Origin of the sequence: Aliidongia sp. (genome assembly GCF_035943795.1) — a bacterium.
In the GTDB taxonomy this organism is placed as follows: domain Bacteria; phylum Pseudomonadota; class Alphaproteobacteria; order ATCC43930; family CGMCC-115725; genus Aliidongia.
In genome coordinates this window covers 22,074-42,900 of sequence record NZ_DASZBY010000032.1, presented here as the reverse complement: position 1 = coordinate 42,900, position 20,827 = coordinate 22,074, and the positions used below count along the sequence as shown (strand labels likewise).

The window sequence follows — 20,827 nt, the reverse complement described above, 5'->3', positions numbered from 1 at the left end:
CCAAGGGAAAAGGCCGCGGGAATCCCCGCTTCGATCAAGTCTGAGGACAGGCCACGAACGGCGGCAAACCAAAATTTTTAAAGGTCTATCAGTAAGTTTGTCGGCGAGGCCCGATTCTTGCGGATTTGCTCGGGATCGAGTTTCTTTACGGTTTAGTTACACCTCAGATTCATGCGTTTCTTTCGCCGACGTCACCGTTGCGGCCGGGAAATGCCCGGCTCGGGGCGTTCCGGCACAGAGCCGGCTACCGCGAATCGTTCGCGTGCACATGTTTAGCGGTGGCTGGGTGCGGACGGGGTTCCGGCGGGGCCGGACGGTCGAATTCTGGCGCTGGAAAGGGTCGGAACGGGATGTCGATCCCGAGCCTACTCGTGCCGGATCGCGACGGTCTTGATCGTGCTGAAATGGAACAGCGCCTCGAAGCCCTTCTCGCGCCCGTGGCCGGAGTGCTTGACGCCGCCGAACGGCAGTTCGACGCCGCCGCCGGCACCATAATTGTTGATGAACACCTGCCCGGCCTCGAGGGCGCGGGCCAGGCGCAACTGCCGTCCGCCATCTCGCGTCCAGGCGCCGGCGACCAGGCCATAGGGCGTGCCGTTGGCGATGCGCAGCGCATCCGCCTCGTCGCGAAAGCGGATGACGGTCAGCACGGGGCCGAACACTTCCTCCTGCGCCAGCGCATGGTCGGGCGGCACGTCGCCGATCAGGGTGGGCTTGACATAGAACCCGCCGGCCGGCGCCCCCGGCGAGATCCGGCCCTGGGCCAGGATCTGCAGTCCGTCGGCGCGGGCCCGCTCGATGTAGGCATCGACGCGCTGCTGCTGCTTCGGGTTGATGACCGGACCGACGTCGAGGTCCTGGGCGCTGGAGCCGACCTGCAGGATGGCGAACCGATCCGCGAGCGCGCCGACGAACCGGTCGTAGATGCCGTCCTGGACCAGCACGCGCGACCCGGCGGAGCAGGTCTGGCCGGCATTCTGGATGATGGCGCTGACCACCACGGGCAGGGCTGCCGCCAGATCCGCGTCATCGAACACGAGCTGGGCCGACTTGCCGCCCAGCTCCAGGGTGACCGGCCGATGGTGGCGCGCCGCCGCCTGCTGCACCAGGGTGCCGACCTCGGGCGAGCCGGTGAACGAGATATGGTCGATGTCCGGATGGCCGGTCAGGGCCGCACCCGCCTCCTCGCCATAGCCCGGCACGATGTTGAGCGCGCCTGGCGGAAACCCGACGTCGAGCGCCAGCTGGCCGATGATGAGCGCGGTCAGGCTCGCTTCCTCGGCCGGCTTCACCACGGCGGCATTGCCCATGGCCAGCGCCGCCGCGACCGAGCGGCCGAAGATCTGCACCGGGTAATTCCACGGGATGATGTGGCCGGTCACGCCGAACGGCTCGCGCAAGGTCATGACCGTATAGCCGCGCAGGTAGGGCAGCGTCTCGCCATGCACCTTGTCGGCAGCCCCGCCGTAGAATTCGAAATAGCGCGCGAGCGCGGTAATGTCGGCGCGCGCCTGCCGCGTCGGCTTGCCGGTGTCGAGCGCTTCCGCCGCGGCCAACTGGTCGAAATGATCGAGCACGGCGGTGCCGAGCCGGGTCAGCAGGCGGCCCCGGTCGACCGCCGCGAGGTTACCCCAGTCGCCCTTCAGTGACCGTCGGGCCGCCTGGACCGCCAGGTCGACGTCTTCCTTGGTGGCCCGGCCGATCTGGCCCTTGATCTGGCCGTCGCTCGGGTCGATCACTGGAATTGTCCCGCCCGACGCCTCGCGCCAGACGCCGTCGATCAGCAGGCCGGTTCGGTTCGCCTCGATCATTCGCGTCAATCCTCTCATCGTGGAGATCGAGCGCCGGCGTCAGCGCCGCTCGATGATGCTGCGGATGCGGACCGCGATCGCATCGACCGAGAACGGCTTCAGGATCAGGTCCATGCCGGGCCCCAGAAAGTTCGGGCGATCGACCGCGTCGGCGGCATAGCCGGTCATGAACAGGATCTGCAGGCCGGGGCGGTGTTCGCGGGCGATCGAGGCGATCTGCCGGCCGTTGAGCCCGGGCAGCCCGGCGTCGCTGACCATGAGGTCGAGGCTCTGCGAGGATTTGAGGATGGCGATGGCCTCGTCGCCGTTCCGGGCTTCGACCGCGGCATAGCCCAGCTCGTCCAGCACCTCGATGACGAGTTCGCGGACGATCTCGTCATCCTCGATGACCAGCACCGTTTCGCCGTCGCCGCGCGGCGATTCGGTCAGCTCTTCAGATCCTGGCTCCTCCAGTACGGCCTTGAAGCGCGGCAGGTAGAGCGAGATCGTCGTGCCGATCCCGAGCCGGCTGTCGATCGCGACATGGCCGTTCGACTGCTGGGCGAAGCCATAGACCATCGACAGGCCCAGGCCGGTGCCCTGGCCGATCGGCTTCGTCGTGTAGAACGGCTCGAACGCCCGGCGAACCACCTCGGGCGCCATGCCCATGCCGGTGTCGGCGACGGTGATCTTGATATAGTCACCCGGCGCCAACTCGCCGTGATCGCCGGTGGTATCCTGGACCAGCCGGACGTTGACCGTGCCGATCGTCAGGCGTCCGCCGTCGGGCATCGCGTCCCGGGCGTTGATCGCCAGGTTCAGGATCGCGCTTTCCAGCTGGTTGGTATCGCCGATTGCGGTCCAGGCATCCTCCGCCAGGTCGAGCGCGATGGCGACGCGCTCGCCCAACGTCCGGCGCAGCAGGTCCTCGATCGAGGTCACCAGGCCGTTGACGTCGAGGGCGCGGCTGTCCAGCGACTGGCGGCGGGAAAAGGCGAGCAGCCGATGGGTGAGGGCCGCCGCGCGCTCTGCCGAGGACAGCGCCATTTCGATCAGGCGGCCGAGGTCGTGGGTCTTTCCGTCCGCGATCCGGCGGCGCATGATCTCCATGCCGCCCATGATGCCCATCAGCATGTTGTTGAAATCATGGGCGAGGCCGCCGGTCAGCTGTCCCACGGCCTCCATCTTCTGGCTCTGCCGCAGCAGGTCTTCCAGCTGCTTGCGATGGGTGATGTCGCGGCCGATGCTGTAGAACACGTCGCCTTCCGGGATCGCCGTCCAATTGATCCAGCGATAGGTGCCGTTCCGGTGACGCAGGCGGCAGTCGAAATCGCGCGAGGCCTTCATGTGGGTCAGTGCCGCGAAATGCTCCGATGCCGCCGCCAGATCCTCCGGATGGATCAATGCGTCGAGACGCGAGCCAACCAGTTCGGCGTCGCCATAGCCCAGCACCGTCCGCCACGCCGGATTGACCGCACGCTGGATGCCGTCGAAGTCGCAGACATTGAACAGATCCTGGGACAGGGTCCAGACACGGTCGCGTTCCCGAGTGCGTTCCCGGACGCGTTCCTCCAGCGTGTCGGCCAGGTCGCGCAGGCGCTCCTCGGCCAGTTTCGAGGCCGTGACGTCATAGATCACGCCGACGAAATGGACCTTCGACGTCTCGCCGTCCCGGGCACTCTCGCCCCGGCGCGCCATCCAGCGCGTTTCGCCGGTGTCGGCGCGAATGATCCGGAACTCGCGGAACGAGGGGCCGACCAGCCGGTCCGACAGGTTGTCGATGATGGGCGGGTCGTCGGGATGGACGACCGAATTGATCGTCCGAACCGGCAGAGTATCGGTTTCGCGCAGGCCCAGCAGCTTGCAGAATTGCCCCGACACGTCGGCCGTGCCGAGCCCGCCCAGATATTCGAACGTGCCGACCCCGCCCGCGGTCTGCGCCACGCGCAGCCGATCCTCGACCCGGCGCTGCTGGGTGATGTCGGACAGCACGCCGGAGAAGCGTACCGGCTCGTCCTGATCGTTCAGGTGCGTTCGTCCGCGTGCCGAGATCCAGGCGACGGCGCCGTCCGGTGCGACGATCCGGTAGTCCTTCGCGAAGACCTCGGCACCGTTCACGATGCCCGCGATGGCGATCCGCACCCGGGCGCGGTCGCCGGGATGAATGGCGTCGAAGAACGCGGTCGTCGGCAAGCCGGCGGCGGCCGCTGCCGGATCGAGGCAGCAGAGGCTCGCAAACCGGGCATCGCCGTATAGGCGATCGGCCGGAATATCCCATTCCCACGCGCCGGCCACGCCCTGGACCGTGCGCACGATCCGCAGCCTGTCCTGAAGTCCGGCCAGCTCCCGACGGCTGGCGGACAGCTGCTCGCGAACCGTATCGGCGGCCCGCTCGCTGGAAATATCGACCTGGGTCGACAGGAAGAATTGAACGACATCGTCGGCATCGCGGACGGGCGCCACGTGCAGCCGGTTCCAGAACGGCGTGCCGTCCTTGCGCCGGTTCAGCAGGTCGACGCTGATTTCCGTCCCGGTTTCGAGGGCCTGGCGGATCCGCGCGACCGCGTCGGGGTCGGTGTCCGCCCCCTGCAGGAACCGGCAGTTCCGGCCGATGGCCTCGTCGGCCGTATAACCGGTCAATCGACGAAAGGCGTCATTGACATAGACGATCGGGCAATCCTGGACGAACGGGCCGCTCACGACCACCGCCATGCCCGACTGCGCGATCGCGTCGAACAATGGCCCACCCATCGAACGCAGACGGTCGAGCACCGGCTGGGCCGTCTCAGCCACGATGCAAGATGATTGTTCGCCGATCGTCATGGGATGAAGTCAAACGATTATATCCTCAAGGGTCACACTACTCCCGGTTCGTCAGGTCCAACAACCCGCGCGATGAAATCATTGACCAGTCCCTTGAGAATTCCGAGGGACGGCAGGTCCATGAGCATGGCGATATAGCCTCGAACATCCCGGTCGTTGATCGCAAAATTGATGTAGAGGAACAAGACGACCCGTCGGTCCGCCTCCACCTCCGTCGCCTCGAACAGCAGCTTTCCGTTGCCGCGCAGCACCATGGGCAATGAGAGCGTCAGGCGGCGCTTCAGCATGTTGGCCATCGAGGCGAGGCAGCCGTTGAGCACGACGTTCCCGGTTTCGGCCAGGGCCTCGTCTTCCATCAGGTGCGCCTCGTCGCCGAGCAGCGGTCCGCCCGCGACCGCATGGGCCAGCGCCAGGCTGCTGTCCTCCGGAAAGATCAGCAGGGCGCGCCCGGAAAACGCGCCTTCGAAATCCTGGCAAACCGCGACCAGGTCCTCGTTTTCCTGTTCGCGGATCAGCTTGGCCGCCGCCGTCCGCGTCATGAGCTCCAGCGACGGAACCGACAGGATCACCTGCTCGCCGACCATTTTCCGCAAACTGACCGCCGATCGGCTCACGCCGATATTGACCAGTTCGGTCAGCGCATCGCGTTCGAGATCCTCGAGGAAGATGATCTGCTCGGTCATTGCCCCGCCGACCGCAATCTCAGCGCGGCGCCGGAGAGAAAGCCGCGCATGCCGTCCTCGGTCACCGGCTTGCTGATGAAGGTCGCATTCACGGCGCGGGCGCCGGCGACAACTTCGTCCTGGACGTTTGCCGTTGCGACGGCGATCGACATGGCCGGGAAACGCCGGCGCAATTCTGCCGCCAGGGCCAGTCCGTCGAGGCCCGGCATGTTGAAATCGAGCACGGCGACGTCGACGGCCTGTCTGTCGACGATCGCCAGCGCCTCGTCGGCGTTGCCGGCTTCCACGCGCGTCCATTCCGGCTGCAGGGCCGTGATCGCCTTGCCCATCACGATCCGTGCGAGCTTGCTGTCGTCGACGATCAAAATGGTCGCTCCCATTAACCTCTCCCAACTGTAATCCGCGGACGTCGACAAAGATCCCCAGCAACGGCACCTTATGATGCGGCCGACCTTGCCGAAAAGTGCTTTCCCAATTCGTCAGGCCGCTCCCGATACTTCCGGGCCGACGATGCGCGTGATGAAGTCGTTGACCAGGCGCTTCAGCACCGCAAGCGACGGCAGGTCCATCAGCATGGCGATGTAGCCTCGGACGTCCCGTACGTCGATCGCGAAATTGATGTAGAGGAACAGCACCACGCCGTCATCCGCCGTCGCGCTCTGTTCGAACAGCGATTGCCCATTGCCGCGGATGATCTGCGGCAGCGAGAGGGTCAGCCGTTGCTGAAGCATGTTGGCCATCGAACCAATGCACTGGTTCAGCACGATATTGCCGGTTTCGGCCAGCGTCTCTTCCTCGATCAGGTCGATCTCGCCGTCGCCGATCACGTCGCTGGCAACCACGCGGACCAGCGACTGGCCGCTGTCCAGTGGAAAGATCAGCAGGGCGCGGCCCGAGAAGACGCCCTCAAAATCCTGGCTGACCGCGACCAGATCCATGTTCTCCCGCTCGCGGATCAACTTCGTCGCGGCGGCGCGCGTCATGAGGTCGAGCGACGGGACCGAGAGGGTCACCTGTTCCCCGACCATCTTGCGCAGGCCGACCGCCGCCCGGCTGACGCCGATGTTGACCAACTCGATCAGGGCGTCGCGTTCCAGCCCTTCCAGCTCGATCATTTCCCAGCCGACCGCAGTCTCAGGGCCGCGCCGGACAGGAAGCCGCGCAGGGTTTCTTCGTTGATCGGTTTGCTGACGAAGGTTGCATTCACCGCCCGCGCGCCCGCGATCACCTCGTCCTGGACGTTGGCCGTGACGATGGCCAACGGCATCACCGGAAATCGCTCGCGCAGCTCGCCCGCCAGGGACAAGCCGTCTCGGCCCGGCATGTTGTAGTCGAACACGGCGACATCGACGCTCTGGCGATCGACGATCGCCAGAGCGTCGTCCGTACTGCCGGCCTCGACCTGCGTCCATTCCGGTTGCAGGGTCGCGATCGCCTTGCTCAGCACGATTCGCGCAAGCCTGCTGTCGTCGACGATCATGATGGTCGTACCCATTCAACTCTCCCTGCGGCAACCCGCAAAGCGCGGCAACGATCCGTGCGGACGCACCATATGGTGCCGACATCTCTGCCGAAAAGTGCGTTTCTTAAGTGTCGGCCCGTACTCTCGTCAGGGTCGGCGCGATCCATCGGCGAATGAAGTCATCCCGGTTGTCGCCCAGCACCGGGGCGCCGAAGGCGACGAGCACTTGAACGACAGCGGTGTGCAGCGTCTCGGCGCCGGACCAGTCGACCGGCCGCCCAGGTACGGCCAGCAATAGCACGAACAGAGGTTCGGCGTCCTCGACATGGCAGCGGCCTTCCAGGCGGATGAGAGTGCCATCGAGCCGCACGGTCATGCGATCAGCTCCGGCAGGTCGAGCACCATCAGCACGCGCCCGTCGCCCAGCACCGCTGTGCCGGCGAGCCCGGGCGTGCCGGTCAGGAGGCCGCTCATCGGTCGCAGCAGCAGGTTCAGGCGATCGGTGAACTCGTCGACCACGACCGCGACCAGGCCATTCGTCCGACGGATGACCAGCAGCCTCAGATCGGCCCCGGGGGCGGCCTGATCCAGCCCCAACCCCAGCAGGATCGACAGGTCGAGAAGCGGCACCACGGTATCTCGAAGCACGAAGGCGCGCCCGTTGCGGACCGGCACCACCCGGTCGGGCGGGATGCGGATCGTCTCGACGACCGCGTCCATCGGCACGCCGTACTGCTCGCCGGCGCAGGCGACGACGATCACGTTGGACAACACGACCGACACCGGCAGCGCCAGGCGAACGGAGGTTCCGGATCCCGGCACGCTCGACAGCGCGATCCGGCCGCCCAGCCGCAAGGCCGCCGTCCGCACCGAGTCCATGCCGACGCCGCGCCCGGACAGATCGGTGACGGTTTCCGCGGTGGAGAAGCCCGGCGTGAAGATCAGATCGATCGTCTCCTGATCGGACAGGGCCGCCAGCGCTTCGTCGGGCATCAGCGCGCGCGCACGCGCCGTCTGCCGGATCTGCGCTGGATCGATGCCCTTGCCGTCATCCGTGATGTCGATCACGACCTGGTCGGCCACGCGTCGCGCGCTGAGGCTGATCGACCCGCGCGGCGGCTTTCCTGCCTTGGACCGGTCCGCCGCCGGCTCGATGCCATGATCGGCCGCATTGCGCAGCAGGTGCAACAACGGTTCGAACAGCCCGTCGACCAGGGATTTGTCGACCTCGATCGTCTCGCCGTCGATGACCAGGGCCACGTCCTTGCCCAGTTTCGCGCCGATCTCGCGCAGCAGGCGCGGGAAGCGTTGGAACAGCGACGATAGCGGCATGAGCCGGATGCGGGTGACCGCCCGATGCAGGCTGCCGACCAGCCGGTCGAGCGTGAGCTGGTTGGCGAGGATGCCCTGGACCAGCACGGCGCCCGCCGTGCCGCCGCGGGCCTGGGCCGCCAGATGGGCGAGCGCGTTGTTCGCGATCACGATGTCGTCGGCGATGGCACCGAGCGCGTCGATGCTGTCGACCTCGACTCGCAACGTCCGGGCTGACACCTCGCGCGTCGCCGTGCTTGCTGCCTGGTGCCGCTCCCGGGAGTTGTCGATCTCGACGAGATCGATCTGATCGAACACCAGGCGCAGAGCGGCCTGTACGTCGGCGCGCGGGGCGGTCGACACCGCGTCGAACACCAGGTTGCAGCGAAACGGATCGAACTCGTCGAGCGCGCCCCAAGGCTGCCGGGCGCCGATCGACAGGGCGCAGAGGCCGGGAATTGCCTTCACAAGGGCGAGGGGGTCGTCGCCCGTGAAGAAGCAATCCTCGCGCGGGGCATAGCGAACGGCGACCAGGTCGCCCTGGGGGATGGCGGGATGCGCATCGAGGATCGCATCGACCCACGATCGGTCGACCGCCGTCGCCTCTGTCCGGGCGGGTTCGTCCGGCGCGGTCGGGTCCATCAGCCGGCGAATGTCGTCCTGCAGCCGTCGGCCGACCTGCGCCGCATCCGCCGGCAGCGATCCCGCGGCGTCGAATGCATCGAGCCATCGGCTGGCCTGATCGATGCAGTCCACCAGCAGGTCGATGATGCCGGCGTCGGGGACGATGGCCTTCCTGCGGAGCGCGCCCAGCAGGTCTTCGGCCACATGCAGCATGTCGCCGAACGGCCGCAGGTCGAACAGGCCGGTCGAGCCCTTGAGCGTATGGACGGCCCGGAACACCGCATCGATCCGATCGGGATCGTCGGGGCGGGCGGCAAGGGCCACCAGGTCGTCGCCGGCCGACTGAACCAACTCGCGCCCTTCGGCCAGGAATTGATCGTTCAGGTTCTCCATCAGCTCTCGACCGGCCGCTGGTAGACGATCGCGTCCTCGAACCGGCGCGTGTCGAACCGGTCGCTGATCCGGGTCATCGACTCGCTGTGGCCCAGGCAGATGAAGCCGCCGGGACGCAGGCGTTCGCGCAGGTTGTGCGATGCCGCCAGCCGGGACTCGTCGTCGAAATAGATCAGCACGTTGCGACAGAACACGACGTCGAACAGACCATGCTGCGTCATCGACGCGGCGTCGATCAGGTTGACCGGCGAGAAGCTCACGGACTCCTGGATATCCTGGATGATCCGGCGCGTGCCGTTCTGCCGCGGCTCGAAATAGCGATCGACCACGTCGGCCGGCATGCGGGACAGCGCCCGTTCGTCATAGTCGCCGACGCGCGCATCCTCCAGCGCGTGGGTATCGATGTCCGACCCGATGATTTCGATATTGTACGCATCGACCAGCGGCCAGTTCTCGAGCAGCCAGATGGCGATCGAAAACGGCTCCTCGCCGGTCGAGCAGGGATTGGACCAGATGCGGATCCTGTCGCCGGGCTTCTTGTCCGCGACCAGGGCCGGCAGCAGCGCGCTGGACAGGCAGCGCAGCTGGTGCTCCTCGCGATAGAAATACGTCTCGTTGACGGTGAAGGCGTTGATCAGCAGTTCGAGTTCGTCGGTCTCGCTGCGCAGCTTCGCGAAATAGTCGCTGAAGTTGCGCATGCCGGTCGCCGCCTGGCGTTCGCTGACGCGGCGGTCGATGTAATAGCGCTTGCTCTCGCCGAACAGCATGCCGGTGCGCCGGTAGAGAAAGTCGGAGAAGCGCTGCAGGTCCTCGGTGCCGAGGGTCGTCGAGGCTGACGGCGCCTGCCGTGGCGGCCGGGTCATGGATGCCTAGCGAGTGCGATGACGCGATCCGCGATCTCCTCGAGCGGCACCACGAATTCGGCACCCCCCGCTCTGACCAGGGACCCGGGCATGCCCCAGATCACGGCGGTCTCTTCCGCCTCGGCGATGGTGCGGCCGCCCTGGTTGCGCACGCGGGTCATCGCGGCCGCGCCATCGTCGCCCATGCCGGTCATCAGCACGCCGACCAGGCGCCGGGCGCCGATATGGTCGATGGCGCTGTCGACCAGGCGGTCGACGCTCGGATGCCAATGAAATTCCGCGGAAGACGGGACCGGCTGCACGATGAGGCCGGCGGGCCGGCGGCTGACGATCAGGTCGCTGTCGCCGCGGGCGACATAGACCCGACCGGCGACGAGGGGGGTCGGGCGCACGACCTCCAGGACGTCGAGCGCACACAAGCCGTTCAGCCGCTGGGCCAGCGGTCCGGTGAAGGACGCCGGCATGTGCTGGATCACGACAACCGGCCACGGGAAATTTTCGGGCAGGGGCGACAGCAGGGCGTCGAGCGCCGGCGGACCGCCGGTCGAGGTGCCGACCAGCAGGCAGCCCGCGAGGTCGCCGGCGAGGCCGGTCGGTGGCTCGACGATCGATGGAACGGGCACGATGGGAAGCGAGGGCGGCTGCCGCAGATGTTCGCCGATCCGGGCACGCACCCGTTCCGTCAGCCGATGGGACCGCCGCAGCCGCGCCTTGGAGGCGGCGCGCGCCTTCTCGATCAGGATCGGGGCCAGCGCATCGATCTCCAGCGAGATCGCCCGACCGGGCTTGGCGACGAAATCGACGGCGCCCAGGCCGATCGACTCCAGGGTTTCCGCCGCACCGGCCGCCGTCAGGGACGAGACCATGATGACCGGGCAGGGTCGTTCCAGCATGATCCGGTCCAGGCAGGCGAGCCCGTCCATCTCCGGCATCCGGACATCGAGCGTGATCACGTCGGGCTTGAACTCGTGGAGCTGCCGCAACGCCTCGACGCCGTTGCGCGCCAGGGCGACCTCGAATTCGCCGGTCGCTTGGAAGATGCCGTCGAGCAACCGGCGCATCAGCGGCGAATCATCGACGATGAGGATCTTGATCACGGCTCGCTCGCAGCCTTCATCCCCGTCAGCAGATCGGCCTCGACGCGATCGAGCATGGCTTCCGGATCGACCAGCAGGACCATGCGCCGGTCGTCCGTCAGATCGACCACGCGATCGAACACCCGCGCGCCGTCACCCGGTAATTCCGGCGTCGCGCTCATCCGGTCCCGGGCCAGATCGGCGACTTCGGACACGGCATCGACGATGAAGCCGGCCTGAAGCTCGCCGATCCGGGTGACCAGCACCCGGCGCCGGCCGATCGTCGGCCCGTCCTCGACATCGAACCGGCGGCGCAGGTCGATCAGCGGAATGACCCGTCCCCGGAAATTCATCACCCCTTCGACGAAGGCGGGCGCGCGCGGCATCCGGGTGATCGGGTCCGGCAGGCGGACGATCTCGTCGACGGCGGCGATCGGCAGGCCGTAGGTCTCGTCGCCCAGCGTGAAGATGACGAAGCGTTCGGTGGCGGCGCCGTCGCTGTCGGTCAAGGGTCCGGCCTCCTTGTCATACCCGTCGGTCAGGATATGCGCGGTCGTGTCATCCCGGAACAGATGTTCGGGCGAAAGGATCGAGACGAGATGGCTGCCGCCGTCGAGCCGCAGGATCGACTCGATCTGGGCCTCGCCGGCGCCGCGGTTGAGCACGGCCGGGACCGGACCGATCGCGCTCTCGGGCGCGCGCATCACTGATTTCAGCCGATCGACGACCAGGCCGACGATCGAGGCGCCGATCCTGGTGACGATCACGCGGCCGATGGCCGCAAGGGGCGAAGGCGGCAGGCCCAGCAGGGCCGCGAGCGAGGCCAGCGGCAGGAAGCCGCCGCGATAGGCCACAACACCCAGCAGCGCGTCGTCGAGGCGCGGCATGCCGACGATTTCCGGCGGCAGGGTCATGACCTCGCGGACATGCTCCAGCGGCAGGGCGTACGCCTGCCCCGCCAGCTCGAAACCCAGCAGGCCGACGTCGCGCGCAGCCGTCCGGACCGGCGTCGCCGCATCGCCCGCGGTTCTGGTCGCGACCGCCGACCTTTGTGGACGAGATCCGAACTCGTGCGCCAGCAGCGCATCCAGGTCGATCAGACGGCGGGATCCTGCCTCGTCGACGAACAGCCGCGCGCCGCCGCTGCCCCGGGCCGTGGCACCGTGATCGATCGCGGCGAACGCGGTGACTTCGTCGACCGCCAGCCCCAGCGGCGGCATGCGGTCGAGCAGGATGACGCGGGCGACCGTCGCGGCCCCTGCCGCCTGCTGGCCCAGCAGATGCGCCAGGGATAGGACCGGGATGACGGCGCCCCTCAGGTTGGCCACGCCGCTGAGGCTGGCCGGCGCGTGGGGTACGCGGGTCAGGCGCGGCGAGCGCACCACCTGGGCGACATCGCCGGCCGCGACGGCGAGGCGCAGGTCGCCGACGCGAAACGAGAGCACCTTTCCGTCCTGGTCGGGAGCCCGCTCAGTCGACATGGTCGTCAGGCGTCCGAGGCGTGAAGTTCGTCGGCGAGCGAGGCGATCTCTTCGATGGCGGCGGCCAGGTCCTCGGCGCTCCGGGCCTGCTGCCGCGCCGCGATCGCCGCCTGGCCGGCAGCGCCGGCCGCCTCCTCGGCGGCGCTCGCGATCTGCTGGGTGCCGGCGAGGACCTCCCGGACCGAGATCAGGATCGACTGGGTGCTGTGTTCGATCTCGGCATTGCCGGTCTTGATGCCGGCGACGTCGGCCTGGATCGCCTGCAGGCGGTCGACGATCTTGCGGTTCTGCTGGATCTCGCCCTCGGAGGCTGCGGCGATCAGTTCGAGATCACGGCGCACGGCGGCGATCTGTCCCTGGATCTCGTAGACGACCTCCTTGATCCGGTCGGCATTGTCGGCGCTGTCCTGAGCCAGCGTGCGGATGTCGCCGGAGACGACCGCGAAGCCCCGGCCCGCTTCGCCGGTGCGCGCGGCCTCGACCGACCCGCTGACGGCGAGCATCGTGGTCTGGACCGACAGCAGCGCGATGCTGTCGACGATCTTGTCGATGCGCCGCCCGGCGCTCTCCAGCGATCCGATCAGTTCGAGTCCTGATCGCGTCTCCGCGACGGCGCTCGCCACGCCTTCGGCCAGCCGGGCGATGCCGGCGCTGCTCTCGGCGATCAGGGTCTGGGCGGCACCGACCTGTTCGACCGCCGCCTTCGCGGTGGCGCCGGCGGCCCCGGCGGATTTCTCGATCTGCGCCATGGCCGTGCTGGACTGCTGCGTCGCAGCGGCCTGAATCTGTGCGCCCCGGTTGATCTGATCGATCGCGATCAGAATTTCCGCAGCGGCACCCGACAATTCCTGGATGGTCGACGACAGTTCCTCGGCCGTGGCGCTCACTTGCTGCACCACGGACTTGGCGCCGGCACCGGATCGGAATCCCGCTGCCAGCTGGGCCAGCATGTCGGTTGCCTTGCGGCTCTGGTCCAGCGCCGTGCTCTGCTGCTGAACGGCCCGTTGCGCCTCGGCCGCCGCGGCCGACTGCTCCTCCGCGGCGCTCGAGACGATCTCGGTGCCGCGCTGGGCCTCCTTGGCGGCGATGTCGGCTTCCTGGGCCGCGACGAGCACGGCCTGGCTGCCCTCCGCCAGACTGACGGCATGGGCGCGGATGGCATCGAGATCGGTGGCGATCGCGCGACTGCTCTTGGCCTCGCTCGCCGCCTTTTCCGCGCTATTGCGGATCTGCAGGGCCAGCGTCCGGATCTCTTCGGCGATGTGGTCGGACAGGGCGTGGATCTCGCGCGAGCGCTTTTCCGATGTCTCGGCGAGCGCCCGCACCTCGTCGGCGACGATGGCGAAGCCGCGGCCGTGGTCGCCCGCCCGGGCCGCCTCGATCGCCGCATTGAGCGCCAGCAGGTTGGTCTGGTCCGAGATGTCGGCGATGGTGCGGGTGATCTCGGCGATGGCGACCGCGCGCGCTTCCAGCTTTGCCACGGTTTCGACCGAACCCAGCTGACGCTCGGCATTCGCCTCGACGGCGGTCACCGAGGCCAGGATCTGCGAGGCGGCGTCCAGCAGCAGGGACTGCAGTGCTTCGGTCCGTTGCCGGGACGTGATCGCCTTCTCCCGCGCCTCGGCGAACGCGGCGTTGAGCGAGCCGACGGCGGCCAGCGACTCATGGGAAGCGCCCGCGGCCTCTTCGGCGCCGCTCGCGATCTGTTCGAGCGACCGGCGCAGTTCTTCCGCCGCAGACGATGCCTGGGTGACACCACCCGCCAATTCCTGGGTTGCCGCTCCGATCCGCTCCGCGGCGGTCTGCTTGCGGGAGGATGCACGCGGCGCTGCCGGCTTTTGCGGTGCCGGGGCAGCTGGCGCCACCGATCCCTCGGCCGGTGGCTCGGCGCGGCGCTTTGCCCTACCCGCCAAGGTCGACGTCTTGACTAATGCCACGAACACCCCCGCCTAACCGCCCGTTTTGAACCCGAGATCTTGCCGGCGCGTCCACCCTGGGCGGATGCCGCCGAAACCGGTCCGGAGGACGCGCGCATGATAGGAGGCGGCCGGGCAGGCCGCAAGCACGGCCGGCACAGGGCCGGGGGGAAGCGCGCGCCGGCCGAGTCTGCATTGACATTGTGATTGTCTATATCGTAATCATGATGAAAACCCCGAGGAAGCGATCCGACAGAAAAGGTGGTCTGCGCCATGACGATCAATGCCGCGATAGGTGTTCGGGAAGCCGACCTGCCCTGGGTCGATATCGGCGTCCGGCCGGGCTATAACCAGCGCTATCAGGGATTCTTCGACAAGAAGCGCCACATCGGTGCCCGCATCGGCAGTCTCTATGCCGAACCGATCTATCATTCGCCCCGCCATCGCCACACGTTCCAGCAGGTCCGCTTCGTCCTGTCGGGCAAGATGCGCTACGACCGCGAGGAATATGGCGTCGGCGACTGTCTCTATCTGCCCGAGGGCGTGCATTACGGCCCGATCAAGCCGATCCCGACCGAGGCCGACGATCAGCTGCATTTCGCCGACATCCAGTTCGAAGGGCCGTCGGGCATTCCCTATCCGGATCCGGACGAGGTCGTTCAGGCCCAGCGCAAGCTGGCGGAGACCGGAAAGTTCGAGGACGGGGTCTATACCTTCCCGACCGGCCGCAAGCGCGACGCCTACGAGGCGATCCTGGAACAGGTCACCGGCAAGCCGGTCGAGTATCCCCAGGGGCGCCTGAACAATTACGTGGTGATGCGGTCGAGCGGCTATCCCTGGCTGCCCCACAAGTCGGTGCAGGGCCTCGAGACGAAGCACCTGGCCTATTTCTTCGAGAGCGGGCCGAACATCAAGATGGCCAAGCTGGAAAAGGGCGCCGCCCTGCCCAAGGGCCGTCCGACCGGCAATATCGCCGTGTTCCTGTTGAGCGGCCTGCTGGATTTCGGCGGCAAGGAATTCGACGGGCTGTCCTATTTCCTGCTGCCGAGCGGCGAGGAACATCCGGCGTTCACGGCGACGGAGAACACGGAATTGCTGGCCGTCGCCTGGAGCACGCAGGGAGAGATCATCCCGTTCGAGCTGTGGTGAGGCGGGCCCATGCGCATCGCCACGCTGCGACACCGGCGGGAAGCCCGGAAATGCCTGGCGTTCGCCGGGCCTGACGGCGCGTTCATCGCCGTTCCCGACGCCTTGGCCGCCATGTCCGGGACCCGTGACGCCGTCCCGATGAACACGCTGATGGTTCCCGAGGCGAACGGCTGGCTCGAGGCCGGCGGCCTCGGCATGCTGGCCGCGCTGCGCGACGCGGCGCTCGGCCGGGGCGTGGCGCCGGCCGACATGGCGGACTGGCGCCTGGACGTGCCGGTGACGAACCCGGGCAAGATCATCGCGGTCGGTCGCAACTACATGGACCACGTGCGCGAGGGCCAGGAACTGTGGGCCAAGCGCGGCAAGGTCGTGACCATTCCGGAATTTCCCTCGGCCTTCGCCAAATTCCCATCGTCGCTGACCGGTCCGGATACGGCGATCCTGGTGCCCCAGGGCGTCGACGACGTCGATTACGAGATCGAGCTCGCCGTCGTCATCGGCACCAAGGCGCTGAACGTGACCGAGGACGAAGCGCTGAAGCACGTCGCCGGCTATACGATCTGCAACGACATCGGCGCCCGGGGCATCCAGCGCAAGGAGATGGAGGCGCAGATCGGCATCACGCTGGCCAAGAACTTCCCGACCTTCGCGCCGATGGGGCCGTGGCTGGTGACCGCGGACGAGATACCCGATCCCCAGGCTCTGGAGATCGGCATGAAGGTCGAAGGCGAGTCGCGCCAGCATGCCAACACCAGCGACATGATCTTCTCGGTCGCGTACCTGGTGTCCTACTGGTCGCGGGTCGGGCTCGACCCCGGCGACATCATCATCACCGGCACGCCTTCCGGTGTGGCGCTGGCCCGGGCGGAGCCCGAAAAATTCTACCTGCGCGCCGGCCAGACGGTGACTGCCTGGATCGACGGCATCGGCGAACTGAACAACACCATCGCCGACGGGCCGCGGTAGTTCAGGCGCTCTGGCTCGCGGGGCTGGGAAAGTGGCGGGCGATCGCGTCCGCCATGATGCGGACGAAGCGGTCGGCGTTCTCGGTCACGACGGAGCCGACGCCGCCCAGGCAGATCGCCAGCGGCTGATGCTCGAACTGCTGCGGCAGCATCATGCCCAGCACGCCCCCGCCCGGCGTCACGGTCCGGGTCGACAGCACATAGCCAGCCTTGCGGATCTTGCGCACCTCGCGCATCACGTCGTCGAGGTCGGGCGCCTTGCCGGGCTCGGCGACCTCTTGGCTGCGCTTCACGATCGTGGCGATGTCGGCGTCGGTCCGGGCCGCCAGGAACAGATGGCCGCTCGACGATCCGGCCAGCGGCCGCACCGCGCCCGCGCGCAGATGCATGCGCAACGGGTTGGTCGCGGGGATCACGTGGATGTAGTGAACCGACAGCCCGGCCTGGGAGGCGAGGAAGATCAGCTCGCCGGTCTTGGTGCTGAGCTCGTCCAATGCCGCCATCAGATTGCCGTCGCCCAGCAGATGGGAGCGGATGCCCCGGCCCAGCAGGGCGACCCGTGCCGTCGGGCGATAGGTCCGGGTCTTGTCGTCGTAGGACAGATAGCCCAGGTTCAGCAGGCTCTTTAAAAGAATCGACGTGCTGGATTGAGGATATCCGAGATCGCGCGAAATGCTGCCGACCGATGCGGAGGGATTCTCCTCGTCGAAATACTCCAGTACTTCCAGGGTTCTCTTGATCGAACGGGCTTGATCCTGCGGCATTCGGTCCTCTCGTCTCTCCGTAACCTTGACGTGATGGCGAGCAAGGTGGTTCATGTCAAACGCGTGGTGCCGGCAAGGGGTATCATGCCGGTGGCTTGCCGACCAGGGCCCTCGCCTTGCGGACGCCGACGGGCGCGTTCCAGCCCAAGACGCCCGCGATGAGGCCGGCCTCGACATAGGCCAGGACGAAACTGTCGGTGCCGATGGTCCCGGTCAGTTCAACGACCTGCCGGTTGCCGCCGATCAGGCCATGGACCTGGATCTTCTGGTCGAACTGGTCGGTCCAGAAATAGGGGATGGGATCGAACGCCCGGTCACGACCGAGGATGTTGGCCGCCACCGCCACGCCCTGCTCCGTCGCGTTCATGCGATGCTCGATCCGCATGCGTCGGGCATAGCGTGGATTGAACCAGTTGGCGACGTCGCCTGCCGCATAGACGTTGGGCAAGGCGCGGCAATATTCGTCGCAGGTGACGCCGTTCTCGACCGGGATCCCGCTGCCGGCGAGCCATTCGGTGGCCGGACGCGACCCGACCGCGACCACCACCAGGTCGGCCTCCAGCCGCCGTCCATCCGTCAGATCGACATCCTTGGGGCCGGCCTGTTCGGCCAGAATGCGGGCGACGGGGACGCCGAAATGCATCTCCACGCCACGAGCGGCATGCAGCGCGAATAGGCGGGCGGCGACCGCCGGGCCGAACCGGTCCGCCATCGGCGCTGGCTGCGGATCGACCAGGATCGCGCGCCGGCCGCTGGCGGCGACCAGGGCCGCGAGCTCGCAGCCCAGAAAGCCAGCGCCCACGATCACCACCTTTTCGGCCGATCCGAGATGTTCGCCCAGGCGGATCGCGTCGTCGAAGGTCCGCAGGGTCAGCCCGCCGCCCGGCAGGATCGCCGGCCGGACGCCGGTCGCCACCACCAGCGCGTCCCATGGGACGGTCGCGCCATCGGCCAGAGACAAGGTTCCGCGACGGGCGTCCGCCGCGACGGCCCGCTGACCCAGCCGCAAGTCGAGATCGAGCCGCCCGAAAGCCGCCGGGTCGGTCAGCAGCAGGGTCGCGAAATCGCCTTCCTGGTAGTGCAGTTTCTTGGAGAGGGGCGGGCGGTCGTAGCCGGGCCGCCGCTCCTCGCCGATCAGGGCGATTGTGCCGGCGAAGCCTTCATCCCTGAGCGTCGCGGCGACCGCGAGCCCGGCGGCGGACGCTCCGACGATCGCCACCCTGTCCATGGCGGATCATTGCTCTTCGAGCGTGATCGCGACCGCCGGGCACAGCTTGGCCGCCTTGCGGACCGATGCGACCAGGTCGGCCGGCGCCTCGTCCATCAACAGAAACACGATGCCGTCCTCCTCGCGCTGGTCGAAGACCTGGGGCGATGCCATGACGCATTGCCCGGCGCCGACGCATTTCACCTGGTCGATGTGGATCTTGATCTTGCCCATGCCTGCCTGCCGGTCGTGAAAGGGTCGGTCACCAATCGCCGTTGGAGGTAGCACCGCCATCGACGACGATCGATTGGCCGGTGATGTAGCTGGATCGGGGCGACAGCAGGAATTCGACGACGGACGCGAGTTCGGCCGGCTCCGCCATGCGCTTCAGCGGGATGAACCCGATCAGGCTGTCGACCTGCACCAGCCCCCGCTCGATGTTCTGCTGCACCATCCGCGTGTTGACGATGCCGGGCACCACGGCATTGACCCTGACCTCGGGCGCCCATTCGACCGCGAGGGTCCGGGTGAACGCTTCGATGCCGGCCTTGGCCGCGGCATAGGGCGCCCGGCGCGGGCGGCCGACCCGGGAATTGATCGACGAGAAATTGACCACGGCGCCGGCGCTCTGCCGCAGCGGCGCCGCCATCGCCCGGCACAGACGCATCGCGCCGCCCAGATGGACGTCGAGCAGACGTTGCCAGGTCTCGTCCTCCAGTTCCTCGACCCGCTGATGCCGGTTGAAACCGGCGGCATTGACCAGCCCGTCGATGCGGCCGTAGGTCTCGACCACCGAGGCCGCGAGCCCGTCCACGGACGGCGTACTGGTCACATCCAACTGGCGGCAGTCGAAGCCGCGGTGCAGATCCGCATCCGCCTCGTCGAGGTCGGCCAGCACGACCTGCCATCCCTCCGAGCGCAGCAATTCGCCCGTCGCGAGGCCGATGCCCCTCAGGCCGCCGGTAATGATCACGACCTTCGGCGACGCAGCGTCGGCACTCATCCCGTTCCCCCGGTGATCTTATTCATCATATTGTTGATGTGTTACATCATAAATGCAATCACTATTGCCGTCCGATCACCATTCCAGCGGCAGCTTGTACAGCCCGTAGATCTGGGAATCGTACTTGAACGGGACGCTTTCCAGCGGTGTCGCCAGGCGCAGGTCCGGGAAGCGCTCGAACAGTTTCGGGAATACGATCTGCAGCTCGATGCGCGCCAGGCCCTGGCCCAGGCAGCGATGGATGCCATAGCCGAAGGCCAGGTGGTTGCTGGCATCGCGGCCGATGTCGAATGCGTCGGGATCGGGAAACTCGGTCTCGTCGCGGTTGGCGGCGGCATTGACCGCGAAGATCCCGTCGCCCTTGCGGATCCGGGCGCCGTTCACCTCGGCATCCTCGAGCGCGACGCGCCGCGGCGCGAACTGCACCGGCGACAGATAGCGCAGCAGTTCGTCGACCGCCGACTCGATCAGGTCCGGCTCGGCCTTGAGCCGCGCCAGTTGCTCCGGATGCTGCAGGAACAGCAAGGTCCCGAGCCCGATCATGTTCGTCGTCGTGTCATGGCCGGCCCGCAGGATCATCGAGCACATGTCGGCCAGATCCTCACGGCTCAGCTCGTCGGTCAGGACATAGTCCCGGATGACGCGGCTCAGCATGTCGTCCGCCGGGTTCGCCTCTTTCTTGGCGATCAGCTGGCGGCAATAGTCCACCAGGTCGGCCGCGGACTGCGCCGCCTGCTCGGGCGATTGCGACAGGCCGTGCCGGCCCGCCGCGCATTTCGCGATGTAGGTATGGTCCTCGTAGGGCGAGCCGAACAGCGCGCACATGACGAGCGCCGGCATCTCGACCGCCAGTGCGGCAATCAGGTCGGTCGGCGGGCCCTTCCGCTCGATCGCATTCAGCAGATCGTCGGTGATGGCGGCGATCTGCGGCCGCAGCGCCAGCATGCGCTTCGCCGTGAATTCCTTCAGCAGCATGCGGCGGTAATGGTCGTGGCGCGGATTGTCCATGCCGACAAAAGCGCGCTCCGCCTTGTCGATGCCGCGCCGGGCCTCGGTCACGGTCGGAAAATCGGGGCGCGCGAACTCTCCCGAGAAGCGGGGGTCGACCAGGACCGAGCAGAAATCTGCGTGGCGCGTCAGCAGCCAGGCCTTCTGGCCGTTCCACAATTGGACGGGTGTGACGGGGCACCCGCCGCGCGCCTCGGCATATTGCGCGGGCAGTTCGAACTGGCGCGTGCGGGTGAACGGGAACAGGGGCAGCCGGTCCGTCTCGTCCGCGACGGGCTTTGCCTCGATTGACATGCAAACTCCTTTCAA

At 67.4% G+C, this 20,827-nt stretch carries 19 protein-coding genes; 2 read left to right on the top strand and 17 right to left on the bottom strand.

Annotated features, from left to right (window positions below):
• Window positions 1–365: 365 nt before the first annotated feature.
• The 12 genes from VGV37_RS04590 to VGV37_RS04535 form a co-directional block, all read right to left on the bottom strand.
• Window positions 366–1,811, bottom strand: coding sequence for an aldehyde dehydrogenase family protein (locus VGV37_RS04590; RefSeq protein ID WP_326878445.1), 1,446 nt, complete (start codon window positions 1,809–1,811; stop codon window positions 366–368).
• A gap of 39 nt (window positions 1,812–1,850) precedes the next feature.
• Entirely contained in the window at window positions 1,851–4,583 is a 2,733-nt protein-coding gene (locus tag VGV37_RS04585; protein ID WP_326878444.1) for a PAS domain-containing protein, read from the bottom strand.
• Window positions 4,584–4,645: 62 nt separating this feature from the next.
• Complete coding sequence (locus tag VGV37_RS04580; RefSeq protein ID WP_326878443.1) at window positions 4,646–5,296, bottom strand: chemotaxis protein CheX; 651 nt, start codon at window positions 5,294–5,296, stop codon at window positions 4,646–4,648.
• Entirely contained in the window at window positions 5,293–5,676 is a 384-nt protein-coding gene (locus VGV37_RS04575; protein ID WP_326878442.1) for a response regulator transcription factor, read from the bottom strand. The genes VGV37_RS04580 and VGV37_RS04575 overlap by 4 nt, the downstream gene beginning before the upstream one ends.
• A 99-nt stretch (window positions 5,677–5,775) precedes the next feature.
• A complete protein-coding gene (locus VGV37_RS04570; protein ID WP_326878441.1) occupies window positions 5,776–6,411 on the bottom strand; it encodes a chemotaxis protein CheX in 636 nt (211 codons plus the stop codon).
• Window positions 6,408–6,776, bottom strand: a complete 369-nt coding sequence (locus VGV37_RS04565) for a response regulator (RefSeq protein ID WP_326878440.1) — start codon at window positions 6,774–6,776, stop codon at window positions 6,408–6,410. Before VGV37_RS04565 ends, VGV37_RS04570 begins: the two co-directional genes overlap by 4 nt.
• Window positions 6,777–6,882: 106 nt before the next feature.
• A complete protein-coding gene (locus tag VGV37_RS04560; protein ID WP_326878439.1) occupies window positions 6,883–7,134 on the bottom strand; it encodes a hypothetical protein in 252 nt (83 codons plus the stop codon).
• The gene (locus tag VGV37_RS04555; protein ID WP_326878438.1) at window positions 7,131–9,086 is read right to left on the bottom strand and encodes a chemotaxis protein CheA; all 1,956 of its coding nucleotides are present in this window, start codon (window positions 9,084–9,086) and stop codon (window positions 7,131–7,133) included. Before VGV37_RS04555 ends, VGV37_RS04560 begins: the two co-directional genes overlap by 4 nt.
• Window positions 9,086–9,949 carry a protein-glutamate O-methyltransferase CheR gene (locus VGV37_RS04550; protein ID WP_326878437.1) on the bottom strand — a complete coding sequence of 288 codons (864 nt, stop codon included), beginning with the start codon at window positions 9,947–9,949 and terminating at the stop codon, window positions 9,086–9,088. Before VGV37_RS04550 ends, VGV37_RS04555 begins: the two co-directional genes overlap by 1 nt.
• Window positions 9,946–11,046: a chemotaxis-specific protein-glutamate methyltransferase CheB gene (gene cheB, locus VGV37_RS04545; RefSeq protein WP_326878436.1), complete on the bottom strand. Its 1,101-nt coding sequence runs from the start codon at window positions 11,044–11,046 to the stop codon at window positions 9,946–9,948. The genes VGV37_RS04550 and cheB overlap by 4 nt, the downstream gene beginning before the upstream one ends.
• On the bottom strand, window positions 11,043–12,470 hold the full coding sequence (locus VGV37_RS04540) for a chemotaxis protein CheW (protein ID WP_326878435.1): 1,428 nt from the start codon (window positions 12,468–12,470) through the stop codon (window positions 11,043–11,045). The genes cheB and VGV37_RS04540 overlap by 4 nt, the downstream gene beginning before the upstream one ends.
• A gap of 41 nt (window positions 12,471–12,511) precedes the next feature.
• On the bottom strand, window positions 12,512–14,371 hold the full coding sequence (locus VGV37_RS04535) for a methyl-accepting chemotaxis protein (protein WP_326878434.1): 1,860 nt from the start codon (window positions 14,369–14,371) through the stop codon (window positions 12,512–12,514).
• A gap of 324 nt (window positions 14,372–14,695) precedes the next feature.
• Between VGV37_RS04535 and VGV37_RS04530 the strand changes: the two genes are divergently transcribed.
• Both VGV37_RS04530 and VGV37_RS04525 read left to right on the top strand, forming a co-directional pair.
• Window positions 14,696–15,571 carry a cupin domain-containing protein gene (locus VGV37_RS04530; protein WP_326878433.1) on the top strand — a complete coding sequence of 292 codons (876 nt, stop codon included), beginning with the start codon at window positions 14,696–14,698 and terminating at the stop codon, window positions 15,569–15,571.
• A 9-nt stretch (window positions 15,572–15,580) separates the two neighbouring features.
• Window positions 15,581–16,537 (top strand): fumarylacetoacetate hydrolase family protein, encoded by a 957-nt coding sequence (locus tag VGV37_RS04525; RefSeq protein WP_326878432.1) that lies wholly within the window; start codon window positions 15,581–15,583, stop codon window positions 16,535–16,537.
• A gap of 1 nt (window position 16,538) precedes the next feature.
• Here VGV37_RS04525 and VGV37_RS04520 read toward each other — a convergent pair whose 3' ends face one another.
• From VGV37_RS04520 to VGV37_RS04500, 5 genes are all read right to left on the bottom strand, one after another.
• Entirely contained in the window at window positions 16,539–17,300 is a 762-nt protein-coding gene (locus tag VGV37_RS04520) for an IclR family transcriptional regulator (RefSeq protein WP_326878431.1), read from the bottom strand.
• Window positions 17,301–17,382: 82 nt separating this feature from the next.
• Window positions 17,383–18,528 carry an FAD/NAD(P)-binding oxidoreductase gene (locus tag VGV37_RS04515; RefSeq protein WP_326878430.1) on the bottom strand — a complete coding sequence of 382 codons (1,146 nt, stop codon included), beginning with the start codon at window positions 18,526–18,528 and terminating at the stop codon, window positions 17,383–17,385.
• A gap of 6 nt (window positions 18,529–18,534) precedes the next feature.
• Window positions 18,535–18,741, bottom strand: a complete 207-nt coding sequence (locus VGV37_RS04510) for a ferredoxin (RefSeq protein WP_326878429.1) — start codon at window positions 18,739–18,741, stop codon at window positions 18,535–18,537.
• Between the two features lie 28 nt (window positions 18,742–18,769).
• The gene (locus VGV37_RS04505) at window positions 18,770–19,510 is read right to left on the bottom strand and encodes an SDR family oxidoreductase (RefSeq protein WP_326878428.1); all 741 of its coding nucleotides are present in this window, start codon (window positions 19,508–19,510) and stop codon (window positions 18,770–18,772) included.
• A gap of 75 nt (window positions 19,511–19,585) precedes the next feature.
• Window positions 19,586–20,812, bottom strand: coding sequence for a cytochrome P450 (locus VGV37_RS04500; protein ID WP_326878427.1), 1,227 nt, complete (start codon window positions 20,810–20,812; stop codon window positions 19,586–19,588).
• Window positions 20,813–20,827 lie beyond the last annotated feature (15 nt).

What these genes read in the sequence shown, in the direction of transcription:
- VGV37_RS04590 (WP_326878445.1), bottom strand. Translation starts at nt 1,811, where the DNA reads ATGATCGAGGCGAACCGAACCGGCCTGCTGATCGACGGCGTCTGGCGC.
- VGV37_RS04560 (WP_326878439.1), bottom strand. Translation starts at nt 7,134, where the DNA reads ATGACCGTGCGGCTCGATGGCACTCTCATCCGCCTGGAAGGCCGCTGC.
- VGV37_RS04510 (WP_326878429.1), bottom strand. Translation starts at nt 18,741, where the DNA reads ATGGGCAAGATCAAGATCCACATCGACCAGGTGAAATGCGTCGGCGCC.
- VGV37_RS04515 (WP_326878430.1), bottom strand. Translation starts at nt 18,528, where the DNA reads ATGGACAGGGTGGCGATCGTCGGAGCGTCCGCCGCCGGGCTCGCGGTC.
- VGV37_RS04570 (WP_326878441.1), bottom strand. Translation starts at nt 6,411, where the DNA reads ATGATCGAGCTGGAAGGGCTGGAACGCGACGCCCTGATCGAGTTGGTC.
- VGV37_RS04525 (WP_326878432.1), top strand. Translation starts at nt 15,581, where the DNA reads ATGCGCATCGCCACGCTGCGACACCGGCGGGAAGCCCGGAAATGCCTG.
- VGV37_RS04520 (WP_326878431.1), bottom strand. Translation starts at nt 17,300, where the DNA reads ATGCCGCAGGATCAAGCCCGTTCGATCAAGAGAACCCTGGAAGTACTG.
- VGV37_RS04500 (WP_326878427.1), bottom strand. Translation starts at nt 20,812, where the DNA reads ATGTCAATCGAGGCAAAGCCCGTCGCGGACGAGACGGACCGGCTGCCC.
- VGV37_RS04555 (WP_326878438.1), bottom strand. Translation starts at nt 9,086, where the DNA reads ATGGAGAACCTGAACGATCAATTCCTGGCCGAAGGGCGCGAGTTGGTT.
- VGV37_RS04550 (WP_326878437.1), bottom strand. Translation starts at nt 9,949, where the DNA reads ATGACCCGGCCGCCACGGCAGGCGCCGTCAGCCTCGACGACCCTCGGC.
- VGV37_RS04505 (WP_326878428.1), bottom strand. Translation starts at nt 19,510, where the DNA reads ATGAGTGCCGACGCTGCGTCGCCGAAGGTCGTGATCATTACCGGCGGC.
- VGV37_RS04580 (WP_326878443.1), bottom strand. Translation starts at nt 5,296, where the DNA reads ATGACCGAGCAGATCATCTTCCTCGAGGATCTCGAACGCGATGCGCTG.
- VGV37_RS04565 (WP_326878440.1), bottom strand. Translation starts at nt 6,776, where the DNA reads ATGATCGTCGACGACAGCAGGCTTGCGCGAATCGTGCTGAGCAAGGCG.
- VGV37_RS04530 (WP_326878433.1), top strand. Translation starts at nt 14,696, where the DNA reads ATGACGATCAATGCCGCGATAGGTGTTCGGGAAGCCGACCTGCCCTGG.
- VGV37_RS04575 (WP_326878442.1), bottom strand. Translation starts at nt 5,676, where the DNA reads ATGGGAGCGACCATTTTGATCGTCGACGACAGCAAGCTCGCACGGATC.